Origin of the sequence: Niabella insulisoli (assembly GCF_039652435.2) — a bacterium.
GTDB classification, from domain to species: domain Bacteria; phylum Bacteroidota; class Bacteroidia; order Chitinophagales; family Chitinophagaceae; genus Niabella; species Niabella insulamsoli.
This window is the reverse complement of sequence record NZ_CP190246.1, coordinates 548,468-563,331: the sequence shown is the minus strand read 5'-3', so window position 1 is coordinate 563,331 and position 14,864 is coordinate 548,468. Positions and strand designations below refer to the sequence as shown.

The following is a 14,864-nucleotide window of genomic DNA, read 5'->3' as shown; positions in this document are numbered from 1 at the left end:
AGTGTTTTTTATATCAGGCAATAAGATGAAGGATAAAATACCGCCGTTTGGGCTAATTAGTATCTTTGCAAAATGAAATTATTCGCTGCATCGCTTTCTCAATATAAAAGGCTGTTAACCAAAGAAGTAAGAATAGGCGATTTACTGATTGGCAATAACCACCCCATTCGCGTTCAAACAATGACTACCACCGATACAATGGACACTTTGGGAACGGTGGAGCAAACCATTCGCTGTATCGAAGCAGGAGCCGAGCTGGTACGTATCACCGCTCCTTCCAAAAAGGAAGCTGAAAACTTATTAAATATAAAAAATGAACTGCGGAAAAGAGGCTATAACACGCCCCTTATTGCCGACATACATTTTACACCCAACGCTGCTGAAGTGGCCGCAAGGATCATCGAAAAAGTGCGCGTCAACCCGGGTAATTATGTTGATAAGAAAAAATTTGAACAGATCGATTACACCGATGCCGAATACGCCGAAGAAATAGATCGCATTCGCGCAAGATTTACCCCGCTTGTAAAAATTTGTAAAGAATATGGCACGGCCATGCGCATCGGCACCAACCACGGCAGCCTGAGCGACCGCATCATGAGCCGGTATGGCGATACGCCCATGGGCATGGTAGAAAGTGCGATGGAATTCTTACGTATCGCGCGAGACGAAAATTACCATCAAATTGTATTGAGCATGAAAGCCAGCAATCCGCAGGTGATGGTGCAAGCCTACCGCTTGCTGATCAAGCAAATGAACGATGAGTTCAGTGACATTTACCCGCTGCATTTAGGCGTCACCGAAGCCGGCGATGGAGAGGAAGGTAGAATTAAATCGGCTGTGGGCATCGGCACGCTGATGGAAGATGGCATTGGCGATACCATTCGCGTGTCGCTGACAGAAGATCCGGAGTTTGAAATACCCGTTTGCCGCGATATTGTGAAAAGATACAGTGAAAATACACCGGCCGCCGCTTCGGGCGAGGCGCAAGACCATGCTGCCGCGGAATGCCCTATTCAGGCCTATAACCCTTTTAGTTTTGTGCGTCATCAGACGGTGGCGGTCAACAATATCGGCGGTGGGCAGGTGCCTGTTGTCATTGCAGATTTAAGTAAAGTGCCGCAGCTGACCCCGCAGTCCCTGGAAGGAATCGGCTACCGATATAACGAGGCCGACGATAAATGGAATATTTCTGACACGGCAGCTGACTATATTTATATCAATCAACCCGAAACAGGCTTTGCGCTGCCGGGAACGCTAAAAGTGATTGTTCCTTACGAAAACTGGGAATCATCTTCCGATAAAACAAAGTACTTCCCCATTTATGATGCTATCTCGTTTCTGAAGGGCCCCACAGCCGATAGCCCTATCCATTTTGTAATGATCGACTGCCCGGAAGATATGGCGCATTTGAGCGCCGTTGCCCAACAACCTAACACAGTTCTGTGTTTGAGTAGTACGCAGCAGAACGCTATGCAGGCTGTCCGGGCCGCCTGTATCAACCTGAAGCAACAACAGCTTACCGCTCCTGTTGTATTTATAACAGACAGCAACTGGCAAACAATGGACGAACACCTGATTCATTACGCGACCGAAACCGGCGCTTTATTTTTGGATGGCTTTGGTGATGGCATTTGCCTGGGCATGAGCAATGAGGCTTATGCTAAAGCAACTTCATTGAACGCTTCTGGTAGAAATTACCTGAAAAATCAATCGCCCGAACAATTCATTAATAATACCGCTTTCAGTATCCTGCAAGCCACGCGGATGCGGATTTCCAAAACGGAATATATTTCCTGTCCTTCCTGTGGCCGCACTTTGTTTGACCTGCAGGAAACCACGACGAAGATCCGCTCGGTAACCAACCATCTTAAAGGGGTTAAAATCGCCATCATGGGATGTATCGTTAACGGCCCCGGCGAAATGGCCGATGCAGATTTTGGCTATGTAGGCAGCGGGCCGGGAAAAATCACCTTGTACAAGGGTAAAGAAGTAGTGAAAAGAAATGTCAACAGCGATGTAGCCGTGGAAGAGCTGATCAACCTACTGAAGGAAAATGAGGCCTGGACTGAACCAACTCCATAACAAGGGGCGCAATAAGATTAGTTTTTATTTTTCTATCATGCATTTTCCTTTGTCACTGCAAACCTTTACGATTGGCCATTTTGAACAAGAACTTTTTGTTCCCGATCCGCAGTCGGTCAAAAAAAACTATGAGCATCGCAAAGGAGCATCGTATTGGGCGAAGGTATGGCCTGCCGCTCTCGGCCTGTGTCATTTTTTAGCCGAACATCCTGATTATATTTCAGGCAAAACCGTGTTGGAATTAGCCGCGGGGCTGGGTTTGCCGGGCATTTTTGCGGCCCGGTATGCAACGCACGTTACCATTACAGATAGAGACGTAGATAGCATCGACATTGTTCAGCAATCTGCTCAGCATCTCCGGCTCGAGAATGTTTCAGCCCGCGCCCTCGACTGGAAAGATATCAACACCGCTCCTTCGCACGAAGTGCTGTTATTGAGCGATGTAAATTACGAACCGGCGCAATTTGAATCATTGCATAAAATCATGCGGGAGGCGCTGCAACGCGGGACCCTCATTTTGCTTAGTTCGCCGCAGCGACTGGTGGCCAGGCAATTCCTGGTCAGGCTCCTTCCATTCAGCGTCCATCAAAAAAATTATAGCATCAACACCGTCAGCGAGCAAGCCGAGGTGGGTGTCTTTGTATTAAAAAACAGATCCGCTTCAATCTGAAGTAACGCCTCTCTTCATAACAAAATTTAATGTAAGTTTGGTGCTACTGAACCGGATTAACGCGGGTGAGTGCCCGTAGTCCTGAACGCAAAGGTTCGTTTGATAACTTATCAATTTCTCAGATGCAACAAGTAGATTTTTTAGTGATAGGAACGGGTATTGCCGGGCTTACGTATGCGCACAAAATGGCTGAAAAATATCCTGATAAAAAAGTGCTGGTCATTACCAAAGCAGCCGCCGATGAGACAAATACAAAATATGCGCAGGGCGGAGTGGCCGTTGTCAATGATTTTGAAGCAGACAGTTTTGAAAAACATATTGAAGATACACTGATAGCGGGCGACGGCTTATGCAACCCAAAAATTGTCGAAACCGTTGTGAAAGACGGCCCGGCGCGGGTACAGGAGCTGATTGATCTGGGCGCCAATTTTGACAAGGAAAAAGACGGCGATTATAAATTGGGAAAAGAAGGCGGCCACAGTGAGTTCAGGATTATCCATCATAAAGATATTACCGGTTGGGAAATGGAGCGAACGCTGCTCGAGGCTGTGTCGCGAATGCCGAATATTGAAATTATCAAACATTGTTTTGTAGTGGATATCATCACCCAACATCATTTGGGTTACCTCATAACAAAGTCCACACCCGACATTGAATGTTACGGCGTGTATGCGCTCAACCTTCATACCAGCGAAATCGAAACCATTTTGGCAAAGACCACTTATTTAGCCAGCGGCGGCAATGGCCAGGTTTATAGAACAACCACCAATCCCGCCATTGCCACCGGCGATGGAGTAGCAATGGTGTACCGCGCCAAAGGCCGGATTGAAAATATGGAATTCATACAGTTTCATCCCACGGCCCTGTATGAACCCGGCCTCCGTGGCCAGGCCTTTCTAATTACGGAGGCAGTGCGGGGCGACGGCGGTATTTTAAGGAATAAAAATGGCGACGCTTTCATGGAGCGATATGACGAGCGGAAAGATCTCGCGCCGCGCGATATTGTAGCCCGCGCCATCGATAACGAAATGAAAATTACCGGAACCGAACACGTTTGGCTCGATTGCAGGCATTTCGATACAGAAAAATTTATTGAACACTTTCCCAATATTTATGAAAAATGTAAAAGCGCCGGCATCGATATTTCAAAAGATATGATCCCCGTAGCGCCGGCGGCCCATTATAGCTGTGGCGGTATTAAAGTAGATGAATGGGGGCAAACTTCTATTCGGAACTTATACGCGGTTGGCGAATGTAGCAGCACAGGGCTGCACGGCGCCAACCGGTTGGCCAGCAATTCGCTGCTGGAAGCAATGGTTTTTGCGCATCGCTGTTTTGTGCATGTGGCTTCAAAGGTGGATAATAACGAACTGCCCCAACATCCCACTTTCAAACTCAATATTCCCGAATGGAATGCCATGGGCACGAGCACTCCAAAAGAGTTAATTCTTATCACACAAAGCCTCAAAGAAATTCAGCAGGTGATGACGGATTATGTCGGCATCGTGCGCAACAACATCAGGCTTCAACGCGCCAGCCGGCGGCTGGACCTGCTTTGGGAAGAAACAGAGCAGCTTTATAAATCGAGCACACTTTCGCCCAACATTCTCGAACTTCGCAACCTGATTACGGTGGGTTATCTGATCGTAAAAGGGTCGACATTCAGAAAGGAAAGCCGCGGCCTGAATTACAATACCGACTATCCGAATAAAAGCGAGCTATTGCAGAATATTGTTCTTTAATGCAAGAAAGATAAAAAATATGCTGCCTGAACGTTTGTCCGGCTATTGACTATTCATTATGTATTATATTGTTTACGCATTTTTCTACCTGGTTTCTTTACTGCCACTTCGGGTTTTGCATTTTATTTCCGACAGCCTTTACGGCATTGTTTACCACGTAATCCGCTACCGGCGGAAAGTGGTCATGCACAACCTGCTGATCGCTTTTCCCGAAAAAACAGATGCGGAGCGCGTAGCGATTGCCAAAGGCTTCTATCACAAACTATTCGACTCGATGTTAGAGTCGCTCAAATTGCTTTCGGCCCCTGACACGTTTTTTGAAAAGCGATTTTCGGGGAACTGGGAATTAATCAACCAATATTACGACGCCGGCCGGCCCGTGCAGGTGCATCTGGGCCACAACTTTAACTGGGAATGGGGCAATACCATGATTGCCAAAAAAGTTAAACATCAATACCTGGGTGTTTATCTTCCTTTATCCAACAAAATTTTTGATCGGCTTTTTAAAAAAATGCGTTCGCGGGGCGGCGCCGTGCTGATTCCCGCTACTAACATGACTAAAGCTTTTCTGCCCTATCGCAAAACCCTTTACTGCATGGGATTGATCGCTGATCAAAGCCCCGGCCGGATTGACCACACCAATTGGTTTGATTTTTTTGGCAGAAAAACCGCTTTTATTACGGGATCTGCAAAAATGGCGATGTCAACAAATGCGGTGGTGGCCTTCGCCACGATCAAGCGGGTAAAGCGCGGTTATTATCGAACTGAATTTGAAATTGCGGCGGAAAACCCCAAAAATAAAACAGACATTGAGATCACGCAGCAGTTTGTTAATTACCTGGAAACCAACCTGCGCCAGGCGCCCGACAACTGGCTGTGGAGCCACCGCCGCTGGAAGCATGAGTGGAATGAAAGCTATGCGTCCAATGTGAATTAAAAGCACTATATTTGCAGTTGCAGGTCTCATACGGCCAGCTCCTATCGAACCTCCCCAGGGCCGGAAGGCAGCAAGGATAGATGGTTGTAGCGGCGCGATGTGAGTAGCCTGCTTTTTTTATTTCCCCCACCTTCTTCGTTTAGCTTTATTATACTACTTTAGCGTGAGGCTATGGGCATTTTGCTGCAAGCGCGACCCAGAAAGCGCTGAAACATCGGCCTGAAAATAGCTGATTTAAAAATCTAAACACTTGAAAAAAATAAATCATGAAATTTTTTATCGACACCGCAAATCTTGATCAGATTAAAGAAGCTCATGACATGGGCATTTTGGACGGCGTAACGACCAATCCTTCACTCATGGCTAAAGAAGGTATTAAAGGCCAGGAAGCCGTAATGCAGCATTATATCGACATCTGCAATATCGTGGATGGCGATATCAGCGCGGAAGTAATCAGCACCGACTTTGACGGTATTGTGGAAGAGGGAAAAAAGCTGGCTGCGCTCCACTCCAATATCGTGGTGAAAGTGCCGATGATCAAAGAAGGGGTGAAAGCGATCAAATGGTTTACCGACAACGGCATCAAAACCAATTGCACGCTGGTGTTCAGTGCGGGCCAGGCTATCCTGGCGGCTAAAGCGGGCGCCAAATATGTATCTCCTTTTTTAGGCCGCATTGATGACAGCGGCTGGGACGGCGTTCAACTGATTGAGCAGATAGCGCATATTTATAATATACAGGGTTTTAAAACTGAGATTCTAGCGGCGTCTATCCGTAATTCCAATCATATTGTTCGCTGTGCTGAAGCGGGCGCTGATGTGTGTACTTGTCCGCTGGAACCGATCATGGGACTATTAAAACACCCACTTACCGATATCGGGCTGGCTAAATTTTTAGAAGACGCCAAAAAAACACAATAGCGCTTTTTTGATATACGAGTGGAAAGGTGCTTCAAGCGCGCATCCTTTGCGCCTTTGTTACCTTTCCATTTTTTTTATTTTCAACCCAGATGAGCATTTCCACGTTCATAGCCAATCGAATCGCGTTTAACCAAAACCGTTCTTTCTCGAGGTTTATCATCCGGCTTTCTGTAGTCGCCACTATCATCAGCGTTGCGGCTATGATTATTACGCTTGCTTTTGCTAATGGTTTTCAGAAAAGGGTGAGCGAAAAAGTGTTTAGCTTTTGGGGGCACATGCGTATACAGGAATCGTTGCCCTACACTTCGTTGATCACTGAAGAAATTCCCATTATCAATAACGCGGAAATTGTCAGGGAAGTGAAAAAACAACCCTTTGTCAAAGCCATTTACCCCTTTGCCACCCGATACGCTATTTTAAAAACAAAAGATGACCTGCAGGGCGTGTTGGTAAAAGGGCTCGATAAAGATTACGACTCCGGTTACCTCCGGGAATTTATCGTGGAAGGATCTTTTATAAGGTTTAACGATAGCACTTATAGCCGCGACATTATGATATCAAAAAAGACGGCGGAAGAACTACAACTGAAACTCAACGACAGGGTACTCATCTATTTCATTCGTCCGGATGGTTCCAAAAGGCCCGACCGGCTTACAATCAAAGGCATTTTTAAAACCGGTGTTGCTGATTTTGATAATTCTTTCGCCATCGGCGATATGCAATTGATCAGGCAGCTAAACGATTGGCAAAACAACCAAATCGGCGGTTACGAAATAGTTTTAAACGATTATAAAAAAGCCGACACAGCCGCGCAAATCTTGTCGGCGCTGCCGGGTTTTGATGATGACTGGCGGGTTCAGAATATACGGGATTATATTCCTAATATTTTTGACTGGTTAAACATGCAGGACACGACAAGAAACGTACTCATCGGTATTATGATCGTGGTGGCGGTCATCAATCTGATCACCTGCCTGATCATCCTGGTACTTGAGCGTATGCGCATGGTGGGCGTCCTCAAAGCTATTGGCGCTTCTGATTGGGTCGTTCAGAAAATATTCATCCGCCATAGTTTGATCATCGCGGCACGTGGTATTTTGATCGGAGCCGCCGTGGGCCTTATTTTACTTTTTATACAGGACAAAACAGGTTTTATCAGGCTCGACGAAGAAGCTTATTTTATGGAAACCGCCGCCGTACAAATTACCGGCTGGGAAGTGGCAGCGATTTGTGTTGCCACGTTTGGCATCTGCCTTTTGGTGTTGCTAATTCCTTCTTATATAGTTAAAAAAATTCAGCCGGTTAAAGCTATTCATTTTAGATAAGATGTAACACACTATCAGCAAGCCGGATTTGATTTGCCGGTTCTTTTAAACCAGGTGGGAAAGGATGATGCCTGTCGCCACCGCGGCGTTGAGCGATTCGGCCTGCCCCCTCCGCTCGATCGTTAGTTTCTCCTGAACAAGATCCAGGATTTCGGGGCGAATACCTTTTGATTCATTGCCAATCACGATTATCCCCTTGTGAAGCTTTGAGAAAGAGCTGAGCGGCTTACCATGCAGAGCGGCTCCAAAAAGAGGAACATCGCTTTTCCCCGCCAACCAATCTTTCAGATCAACATACGCCATATTTACACGAAAAATACTGCCCATGCTCGCCTGCACTACTTTGGGATTATACACATCTGCACAGTCTTCGCTGCAAATCACCTGATCGATTCCAAACCAATCTGCAATCCTGATGATCGTGCCTAAATTACCGGGATCCTGGATGCCGTCAAGCGCCAGGCTAACCGCGTTTTGATCCGCAACTATTGAATTCCCCTCATTTTTTTTTACAACGGCCAGCGCCTGGTTAGCCGTCTTCAATTGAGAAATCCTTTGCAATTCCTGCTCATCTACAACTGTGAGCGACACATTTTTAGTCAGCTTTTGATTGGCCTCGAGCCAGCCGCTAAGCGCAAAAACCTGTTCCACTTCAACAAGCGGCGACAATAATGCTTCTGCTACTATTTTCGGGCCTTCAACAACATAGGCCTGCGCCTGCGCCCGAAATTTTTTTTGGCTTAAACTTTGAATATATTTGACCTCAGATTTACTCAGCATCTATTAAGATAATTCGATCCATTGCATAAAAAGATTCAATCATACAAAAATATACATCTTCTTTTCTTACCGGCTATAATGGTATTTGTTTTTTCTTCGTGTACGCTTTTTACTATCGTGCGCAACGAACCTAAAAACAAACCCTATATCTTCGAAACGAAAATAAATTTAAAGGAAAAGGATTTACCAAAAGACGAAAAAAGCAAACTGGAAGGCGGACTTTATGAACAACTGGACGATAGTATTGCTTCAAGAAAGCTGGACAAGGTTTTTTGGGAAGTGTTAAAAAATCCACAGCCTTTGGATACGGCGCTGATCAACAAGTCCATCGGCTTTATGAACAACTACCTCGCTGCGGAAGGATATTTTCATGATTCGATTAATTATTCGACGGATATAAAAAACGTGAGCGGCCAGCAAAGAGCTTTTATCGACTTCAATGTCTGGCCCGGGCCCGTAACGCGCATCGACTCGCTTTCTTACACGCTTCAAAACGACAGGCTTCAATTTCTGGCCGACAGCAGTTTGCCGGAAGCGTTGATCAAAAAAGGCGATCCTTTTGCCCAGGGGCCGATTTCTACCGAGCTGGACCGCCTGGTAGAATTGTACCGAAACAATGGCTATCTTCTCTTTTCGAGGAATAATTTGTATGCGCTTTGGGACACATTGGATTTAGATTTACTGGAGCCTACGCTCGACCCGCTGGAGCAAATCGATCAGCTGCAAAAACTTCAGGAAAGAAAAGAAAATCCTACTGCCGATCTGGAGCTGAGACAAAAAAACACGGACGACTCAACCAGCCTGAAAAAATTTTACGTCGGCCATGTGACGGTGTACCCCGATATAAGAATTGATACGGCCAACCGCAAAGAAAAGATAGATACTATCGAAAACGTTTCGGTCATTCAATATTCAAATAAGTTCAAACCGAAGATCTTTCCTCAATACATTTATCTCAAACGCGGAGACCTTTATAAGCAAAGCCGTTATTCGCGCACACTGAACCGGTTTAACAATTTGGGCACATGGCGGCTGGTGGATATCGCGCAAGTGCCACGCGATCAGACCGACACGGTAGATTTTGTAATGCGTTTAATCCCCGCGCCCAAATATAATTTCACCACCAACTTTGAGGGCAGTTTCAGCCAAAGCGTAATCAGCGGCAACTTTGTGGGACTGGGCATGAACCTGGGTTTACAAAACAGAAATTTTCTACGCAGCGCCAATCTGCTCAATACCAACATCAGGTATGGCGTTGAGCTGGGCGGCATCAACTCGGGCGAGTTTATACAAACACAGCAGCTGAGCTATAGCAACTCCCTGATTTTCCCGCGATATGTTTTTCCGGGAATGAATAACTTTAGAAATTCATTTCGGGGAAATATTCAATCCATTTTAAGTTTAAATGCGGCCAACACGGAAAGGCGTTATCTTTTCAACCTCACGAGCTTCAACACTTCCTGGGGGTATGAATTTGCCTGGCGCGCCAGGGAATATGCAGTCACGAACCGGACCTTTAACCTCGGTATAAAAATTCCAAATATCGAATATTCTTACATCAGGAAAAGAGACAGCCTCGAAACGCTGATCCGGGAAAACCCCTCCTTGCAAAATCTTTTTTCAGATGGTTTGATTACTTCTGTGATCACCAACTTTTCAATGCCCTGGAACAGCCCGAATAAACGCAGCATCAATGTGCTTCGTATGAACCTCGAAGCATCGGGCCTCTTAACCGGCCTGGTAAGAAATAGTTTTATCGATGAACAACTATATCGTTTCGTGAAGCTGGATGCAGAATTTGCGAAGCTCATCAAACTTAGCAGTAAGACCGGCCTGGTACTGCGCGGTTTTGGCGGTATCGGTTACGAACTCGACGCAACGGCTAACCCTTCCAAGCGCGCCAAACTTCCTTTCTTTAAACAATATTATAGCGGCGGCCCCAACAGTATGCGGGCATGGCAATTAAGAAGGCTTGGGCCCGGCTCCGCCATCAAATATTTTGAGAATGACGAAAGCATTGACGGCGAAGAAATTGTACCCGATCGCTTTGGCGATGTACAATTAGAGGCCAATATAGAATACCGGATGCCACTGCTGAATGTGGCAGGCATTCCGATCAATGGCGCCGTTTTTACAGATGTAGGTAATATCTGGTTTTTGAAAAAAGAAACGGGAAGGGATGAAGAACGCTTCAATCTTTCAAGGCTAGGGACGGATATCGCCATTGGATCAGGGGTTGGCGTGAGAGCCGATTTCAGCTTTTTCGTCATACGGCTCGATTATGCTTACAAGGTAAAAGACCCCAGTCCTGACGGGCCCAATGCTGCCTATCAAAATAAGTTTTTTGCCTATCCGTTTTTTAAGGGAAGCCAGTTGCAGGTGGGCATTGGTTATCCTTTTATATTCTGATTCTATTTCTTTTCAAAAAGCCAGGGGATGCGACGCCGCTTTTTTATTTTGTAGTTGGTCGTAATGTATTTGCTGATATGATCCATGGCTTCATCAATATCGTCGGTCAATAAAACAAGCTCCAGGTCTTCGGGCGAAATCGTTCCCTTTTCCGCCATATCTTCAATGGCCACCATCATGTCTGCGTAAAAGTCCTTTCCGAAAATAACTATAGGAAACTGCGCAATGGTCTTGGTTTGAATCAACGTGAGCGTTTCAAAAAACTCATCCATTGTACCAAACCCGCCCGGCATAATAATAAATGCATAGCTATACTTGATGAGCAATGTCTTACGGATAAAAAAGTGGTCGAAAGTAACTGCTTTGGTTAGGTATTTATTATAGTGTTGTTCAAACGGAAGTTTGATATTACAACCCACCGATTTACCGCCCGCTTCGAAAGCCCCGCGGTTAGCGGCTTCCATGATGCCCGGGCCGCCACCGGTCATGGTGGTAAATCCAGTTCCCGCGATGCGCTTCCCAAATTCCACCGCCTTTTGATAATAGATATGATCTTCTTTAAACCTTGCCGACCCAAACACGGTGACACAAGGCCCGACGAAATGCAAATTGCGCAGACCTTTGAAAAACTCGGCCACTACCTTAAACAGGAATATAAATTCGTAGCCCCTGCTTTTCGGCCCATCAAGATATACATGCTCTTTGGCCGGGATAATTGGCGCTGCTATCTGTTTCGCTTTTTTCTTTTTCTCTTCCATAAATTTTGTATTAGCAACATAAATCGTTATCGGTGATTGGCCACCCCATTCAGCGAATATAAATTTTAAAACCATAATGACCCAACATCTTATTTTTGTCGTTCATTCACAATTATACGACCATGCGCATCATCAGCTACAATGTAAACGGCATCCGGGCCGCCCTCAGAAAAGGATTTTTAGAATGGCTGCAAACCGATCCGGCCGACATCATTTGCCTGCAGGAGACCAAGGCCGAAAAGATCAATATCGACTGCCTGCCGATCAACGAACTGGGTTATCATGACTACTGGTTCTCGGCGAAAAAAAAAGGCTATAGCGGCGTAGCCGTATTTACCAAAATAAAACCCGATCATGTTGTTTACGGAACCGGCCACCAGGTGAGCGACGACGAAGGCCGGGTTATCCAGTTAGACTTTGGAGATATCAGGTTGATCAACGCTTATTTTCCATCAGGCACAAGCGGCGATGTAAGGCAGGCTTTTAAATATATGTGGCTAGATGAATTTTTCGCGTATCTCAACGAGCTTAAAAAACAACATCCCAAACTGATCATTTGCGGCGACTACAATATTGCGCATAAAGAAATAGATATTCACGACCCCAAGGGCAATAAAAAATCTTCAGGCTTCCTGCCAGAGGAGCGGGCCTGGATGGATCGCTTTGTGGCGGCCGGCTACAACGATAGTTTCAGAGCAGTCTACCCGGAAGCAGCACACCGCTATAGCTGGTGGAGCCAGCGCTTTCCCAGCGTCCGTGTAAATAATAAGGGTTGGCGGATTGATTATATCACCGTTACCGATCCGCTCAAAAGCAGCATCGCAGATGCAGACATTTTTCCCGACGTAAAGCATAGCGACCATTGCCCCATCTATCTTAAACTGAAATAATAATGGAACCCACGACGCATTTGATTTATAATGTCACCAATAAGCTAACGGAAGCTATTCATATCGATTGGCTAAACTGGATGCGCCAGCACCACATACCCGCGGTTTTGGCCACGCAATGCTTTTTTAAAGCCACTATCTTGCGGCTAAAAGGTGTGGACGACGAAGAGGGGCCAACCTATGCTATTCAATACCACGCTGCCCGTGAGGCCGATTATGAGCGTTACTTAATGCACTTTTCGACAGCTCTCAGGCGCGAAACACTGGACAAATGGGGCGATCAATTGCTCGCTTTTAGAACCGTTATGGAAGTTGTGAATTGAATGTGCAAAAGATTTTTTTTGCAGTTTGCAGTTTCGAAAAAAATGCTATATTAACCTGAAAGCCTTTACTACACTGTATTTCAGAAGAAAAATCCTTGAAACTCGCTACAGCAAAGGGTTTCAAGACAAACGCACCATTTTACACACCCTATCTTTATGAAGCCAATTTGCGCAAACGCTTGCTGCGTCTAAGTTTCAAAGCATCGTCAAAAACACACGGAAACAAAAATATTTTGCGGTTATGGTAGAAAACCATCTAAATTTGTTTTCAAATAAACTCATTAAAAATTTAACTATGAACAAAGCAGAATTAATTGAAAAGCTTGCTAAAGATGCCGGTATTACTAAAACTCAGGCAAACGCCACTTTAGATTCTTTTGTGGAAGCCGTTACAAAAACTTTGAAAAAAGGAGATAAAGTAACTTTGGTTGGCTTTGGTACTTTTTCTGTTACTAAAAGGGCTGCCCGCAACGGACGCAACCCGCAAACAGGTGCTGTTATTAAAATTAAAGCTAAAAAAGTTGCCAAATTCAAAGCTGGTAAAGAGCTTTCTTCTAAAATATAACAGTAGAAAAACATTTTCTGTGATGCCCTGCAAGTTTGCGGGGCATTTTTATCAGGCTATATAGCTATTTTTCTGTACGTTTGCAGAAATTTTTTAATTATGGGAAGAGGCGATAAAAAAACCGCAAAGGGAAAACGTTTTAAAGGGTCTTATGGCAAAAGCCGCCCTGCAATTTCTCCCGAAGTGAAGAAGAAATTAGCGGCCAAAAAAGAAGAAGCAGCTAAATAACCTGATACTCTTGGGGTGAAAAAAGATACAACAGGAACTTTCGGGTTCCTGTTTTTTTATTCCGCTTTAAAAAGACATAATAGCTCCTGCGCTTTAATCTCACTATCCGCCTCCTCAAGGGCTTTATGCAGCCTCGCCAACTCTGCAGGTGTCAAAATCAAGTTTACATCCTGCGCAGGCGTGGCAATCATAATGATTTTAGAATCGTGGTTTACATTCGTGTAGGTCTGCCCCGCTTTGTAGTTCACCTGCTTGCAGAATATATGAAAATCAGCGCTGCTAAGCGTCAGCATTGTTGAAATAAAGGCAATCTGGTAATGGCCACATTGCTTGCAGCGTGCCACATAGCCATCTTCTCCATAATAAAGGGATTGAAAATCACAGGCCATCTCTCAATTTTTCAGCAAAGTTTACACCTTGAAGAAAAGATCAGATGCCGTATCGGGAAATTGTATTTACGAGATCAGGAAAATTGCCAAAAGTAGCTGATGCGCCGGGACGCGAGCTGAAACAACATCGGAAGGGACATAGGTGCTACCTAATTTTCCTAAGGCGCCAGCCTTTCTATTTTCCAGTCCCCTTCTTCCTGCCTTGTGTAGCGTAGCCGGTCGTGTAACCTGTTGGGCCTGCCCTGCCAGAATTCAATAGCCATTGGTTTTACAATATAGCCACCCCAATAATCCGGCTTCTCAATTTTTTTGCCCTCCTGGTGTTCGGCCTGTAGCGTCGCCACACGCTTTTCCAATTGACCTGCTCCTTCCAGCACCGTACTCTGGCGCGAGGCCAATGCGCCTATCTGGCTACCAATGGGGCGCGAATAAAAATACGCTTCACTTTCTTCTTTACTGATCTTGGCAACCATGCCGCTGATGCGTACCTGGCGCTCCAGTTCCTTCCAGAAAAACACCAGGCAGGCCCGGGGATTAGCCGCCAGCTCACGCCCTTTCCGGCTTTCGTAGTTGGTAAAGAAGGTAAATCCGTCACTCGAAAAATTCTTCAACAACACAATGCGCGCATCAGGCGTTCCGTCGGCTTCCGCCGTGGCTAACGTCATAGCATTTACTTCTGTCAATTGTGACTGTATCGCATCATCCCACCAGCGGCCAAACTGCGCCAGCGCATCAGGAAGGGCGTCAGCTTCCAACAGGCTTTTCTGAGCATACTGTGTTCTGATATCCGCTATGGAAGTGGTTTGACTCATGCTTGGTCTAATTCATTTTAAAACACAATGACCG

Annotated in this window: 15 protein-coding genes and 1 other RNA gene; 12 read left to right on the top strand and 4 right to left on the bottom strand. The window is 45.6% G+C overall.

Translation table 11 applies throughout. The annotated features are described in order from the left end of the window. The first annotated feature begins 72 nt into the window (after window positions 1–72). The 7 genes from ispG (at window position 73) to ABDK00_RS02385 (ending at window position 7,676) form a co-directional block, all read left to right on the top strand. Window positions 73–2,082: a (E)-4-hydroxy-3-methylbut-2-enyl-diphosphate synthase gene (gene ispG, locus ABDK00_RS02415; RefSeq protein WP_346237912.1), complete on the top strand. Its 2,010-nt coding sequence runs from the start codon at window positions 73–75 to the stop codon at window positions 2,080–2,082. A 37-nt stretch (window positions 2,083–2,119) separates the two neighbouring features. Continuing rightward, the gene (locus ABDK00_RS02410; RefSeq protein WP_346237911.1) at window positions 2,120–2,752 is read left to right on the top strand and encodes a class I SAM-dependent methyltransferase; all 633 of its coding nucleotides are present in this window, start codon (window positions 2,120–2,122) and stop codon (window positions 2,750–2,752) included. Window positions 2,753–2,874: 122 nt separating this feature from the next. Then, entirely contained in the window at window positions 2,875–4,494 is a 1,620-nt protein-coding gene (gene nadB / locus ABDK00_RS02405; RefSeq protein ID WP_346237910.1) for an L-aspartate oxidase, read from the top strand. A 58-nt stretch (window positions 4,495–4,552) separates the two neighbouring features. Further along, a complete protein-coding gene (locus ABDK00_RS02400; protein WP_346237909.1) occupies window positions 4,553–5,431 on the top strand; it encodes a lysophospholipid acyltransferase family protein in 879 nt (292 codons plus the stop codon). A gap of 17 nt (window positions 5,432–5,448) precedes the next feature. Beyond that, window positions 5,449–5,548: signal recognition particle sRNA small type (gene ffs / locus ABDK00_RS02395), an RNA gene on the top strand. A gap of 149 nt (window positions 5,549–5,697) precedes the next feature. Beyond that, window positions 5,698–6,351: a fructose-6-phosphate aldolase gene (fsa, locus tag ABDK00_RS02390; protein WP_346237908.1), complete on the top strand. Its 654-nt coding sequence runs from the start codon at window positions 5,698–5,700 to the stop codon at window positions 6,349–6,351. 89 nt (window positions 6,352–6,440) lie between these two features. Beyond that, window positions 6,441–7,676, top strand: a complete 1,236-nt coding sequence (locus ABDK00_RS02385) for an ABC transporter permease (protein ID WP_346237907.1) — start codon at window positions 6,441–6,443, stop codon at window positions 7,674–7,676. Between the two features lie 45 nt (window positions 7,677–7,721). On the opposite strand, the gene ABDK00_RS02380 is transcribed toward ABDK00_RS02385, so the two are convergent. Next, complete coding sequence (locus tag ABDK00_RS02380; RefSeq protein ID WP_346237906.1) at window positions 7,722–8,456, bottom strand: RNA methyltransferase; 735 nt, start codon at window positions 8,454–8,456, stop codon at window positions 7,722–7,724. Between the two features lie 78 nt (window positions 8,457–8,534). Between ABDK00_RS02380 and ABDK00_RS02375 the strand changes: the two genes are divergently transcribed. Further along, window positions 8,535–10,865, top strand: a complete 2,331-nt coding sequence (locus ABDK00_RS02375) for a BamA/TamA family outer membrane protein (RefSeq protein ID WP_346237905.1) — start codon at window positions 8,535–8,537, stop codon at window positions 10,863–10,865. Between the two features lie 2 nt (window positions 10,866–10,867). Here ABDK00_RS02375 and ABDK00_RS02370 read toward each other — a convergent pair whose 3' ends face one another. Next, window positions 10,868–11,623 (bottom strand): TIGR00730 family Rossman fold protein, encoded by a 756-nt coding sequence (locus tag ABDK00_RS02370; protein WP_346237904.1) that lies wholly within the window; start codon window positions 11,621–11,623, stop codon window positions 10,868–10,870. 95 nt (window positions 11,624–11,718) lie between these two features. Here ABDK00_RS02370 and ABDK00_RS02365 point away from each other — a divergent pair, with 95 nt between their 5' ends. From ABDK00_RS02365 to ABDK00_RS02350, 4 genes are all read left to right on the top strand, one after another. Further along, the gene (locus tag ABDK00_RS02365) at window positions 11,719–12,513 is read left to right on the top strand and encodes an exodeoxyribonuclease III (RefSeq protein ID WP_346237903.1); all 795 of its coding nucleotides are present in this window, start codon (window positions 11,719–11,721) and stop codon (window positions 12,511–12,513) included. Between the two features lie 2 nt (window positions 12,514–12,515). Beyond that, a complete protein-coding gene (locus ABDK00_RS02360) occupies window positions 12,516–12,836 on the top strand; it encodes a DUF4286 family protein (RefSeq protein ID WP_346237902.1) in 321 nt (106 codons plus the stop codon). Between the two features lie 241 nt (window positions 12,837–13,077). Beyond that, window positions 13,078–13,401, top strand: coding sequence for an HU family DNA-binding protein (locus ABDK00_RS02355; protein ID WP_346237901.1), 324 nt, complete (start codon window positions 13,078–13,080; stop codon window positions 13,399–13,401). Between the two features lie 99 nt (window positions 13,402–13,500). Beyond that, entirely contained in the window at window positions 13,501–13,629 is a 129-nt protein-coding gene (locus ABDK00_RS02350) for a 30S ribosomal protein THX (protein ID WP_346237900.1), read from the top strand. Between the two features lie 56 nt (window positions 13,630–13,685). Here the strand turns inward: ABDK00_RS02350 and ABDK00_RS02345 are convergent, their stop codons facing one another. Together ABDK00_RS02345 and pdxH are read right to left on the bottom strand one after the other, a co-directional pair. After that, the gene (locus ABDK00_RS02345; RefSeq protein ID WP_346237899.1) at window positions 13,686–14,018 is read right to left on the bottom strand and encodes a DUF6686 family protein; all 333 of its coding nucleotides are present in this window, start codon (window positions 14,016–14,018) and stop codon (window positions 13,686–13,688) included. Between the two features lie 158 nt (window positions 14,019–14,176). Then, window positions 14,177–14,830, bottom strand: a complete 654-nt coding sequence (gene pdxH / locus ABDK00_RS02340; protein ID WP_346237898.1) for a pyridoxamine 5'-phosphate oxidase — start codon at window positions 14,828–14,830, stop codon at window positions 14,177–14,179. Window positions 14,831–14,864 lie beyond the last annotated feature (34 nt).

Excerpts from the sequence above, each read along its gene's own strand:
- ispG (WP_346237912.1), top strand. The coding sequence starts at position 73 with ATGAAATTATTCGCTGCATCGCTTTCTCAATATAAAAGGCTGTTAACC.
- ABDK00_RS02410 (WP_346237911.1), top strand. The coding sequence starts at position 2,120 with ATGCATTTTCCTTTGTCACTGCAAACCTTTACGATTGGCCATTTTGAA.
- nadB (WP_346237910.1), top strand. The coding sequence starts at position 2,875 with ATGCAACAAGTAGATTTTTTAGTGATAGGAACGGGTATTGCCGGGCTT.
- ABDK00_RS02400 (WP_346237909.1), top strand. The coding sequence starts at position 4,553 with ATGTATTATATTGTTTACGCATTTTTCTACCTGGTTTCTTTACTGCCA.
- fsa (WP_346237908.1), top strand. The coding sequence starts at position 5,698 with ATGAAATTTTTTATCGACACCGCAAATCTTGATCAGATTAAAGAAGCT.
- ABDK00_RS02385 (WP_346237907.1), top strand. The coding sequence starts at position 6,441 with ATGAGCATTTCCACGTTCATAGCCAATCGAATCGCGTTTAACCAAAAC.
- ABDK00_RS02380 (WP_346237906.1), bottom strand. The coding sequence starts at position 8,456 with ATGCTGAGTAAATCTGAGGTCAAATATATTCAAAGTTTAAGCCAAAAA.
- ABDK00_RS02375 (WP_346237905.1), top strand. The coding sequence starts at position 8,535 with ATGGTATTTGTTTTTTCTTCGTGTACGCTTTTTACTATCGTGCGCAAC.
- ABDK00_RS02370 (WP_346237904.1), bottom strand. The coding sequence starts at position 11,623 with ATGGAAGAGAAAAAGAAAAAAGCGAAACAGATAGCAGCGCCAATTATC.
- ABDK00_RS02360 (WP_346237902.1), top strand. The coding sequence starts at position 12,516 with ATGGAACCCACGACGCATTTGATTTATAATGTCACCAATAAGCTAACG.
- ABDK00_RS02355 (WP_346237901.1), top strand. The coding sequence starts at position 13,078 with ATGGTAGAAAACCATCTAAATTTGTTTTCAAATAAACTCATTAAAAAT.
- ABDK00_RS02350 (WP_346237900.1), top strand. The coding sequence starts at position 13,501 with ATGGGAAGAGGCGATAAAAAAACCGCAAAGGGAAAACGTTTTAAAGGG.
- ABDK00_RS02345 (WP_346237899.1), bottom strand. The coding sequence starts at position 14,018 with ATGGCCTGTGATTTTCAATCCCTTTATTATGGAGAAGATGGCTATGTG.
- pdxH (WP_346237898.1), bottom strand. The coding sequence starts at position 14,830 with ATGAGTCAAACCACTTCCATAGCGGATATCAGAACACAGTATGCTCAG.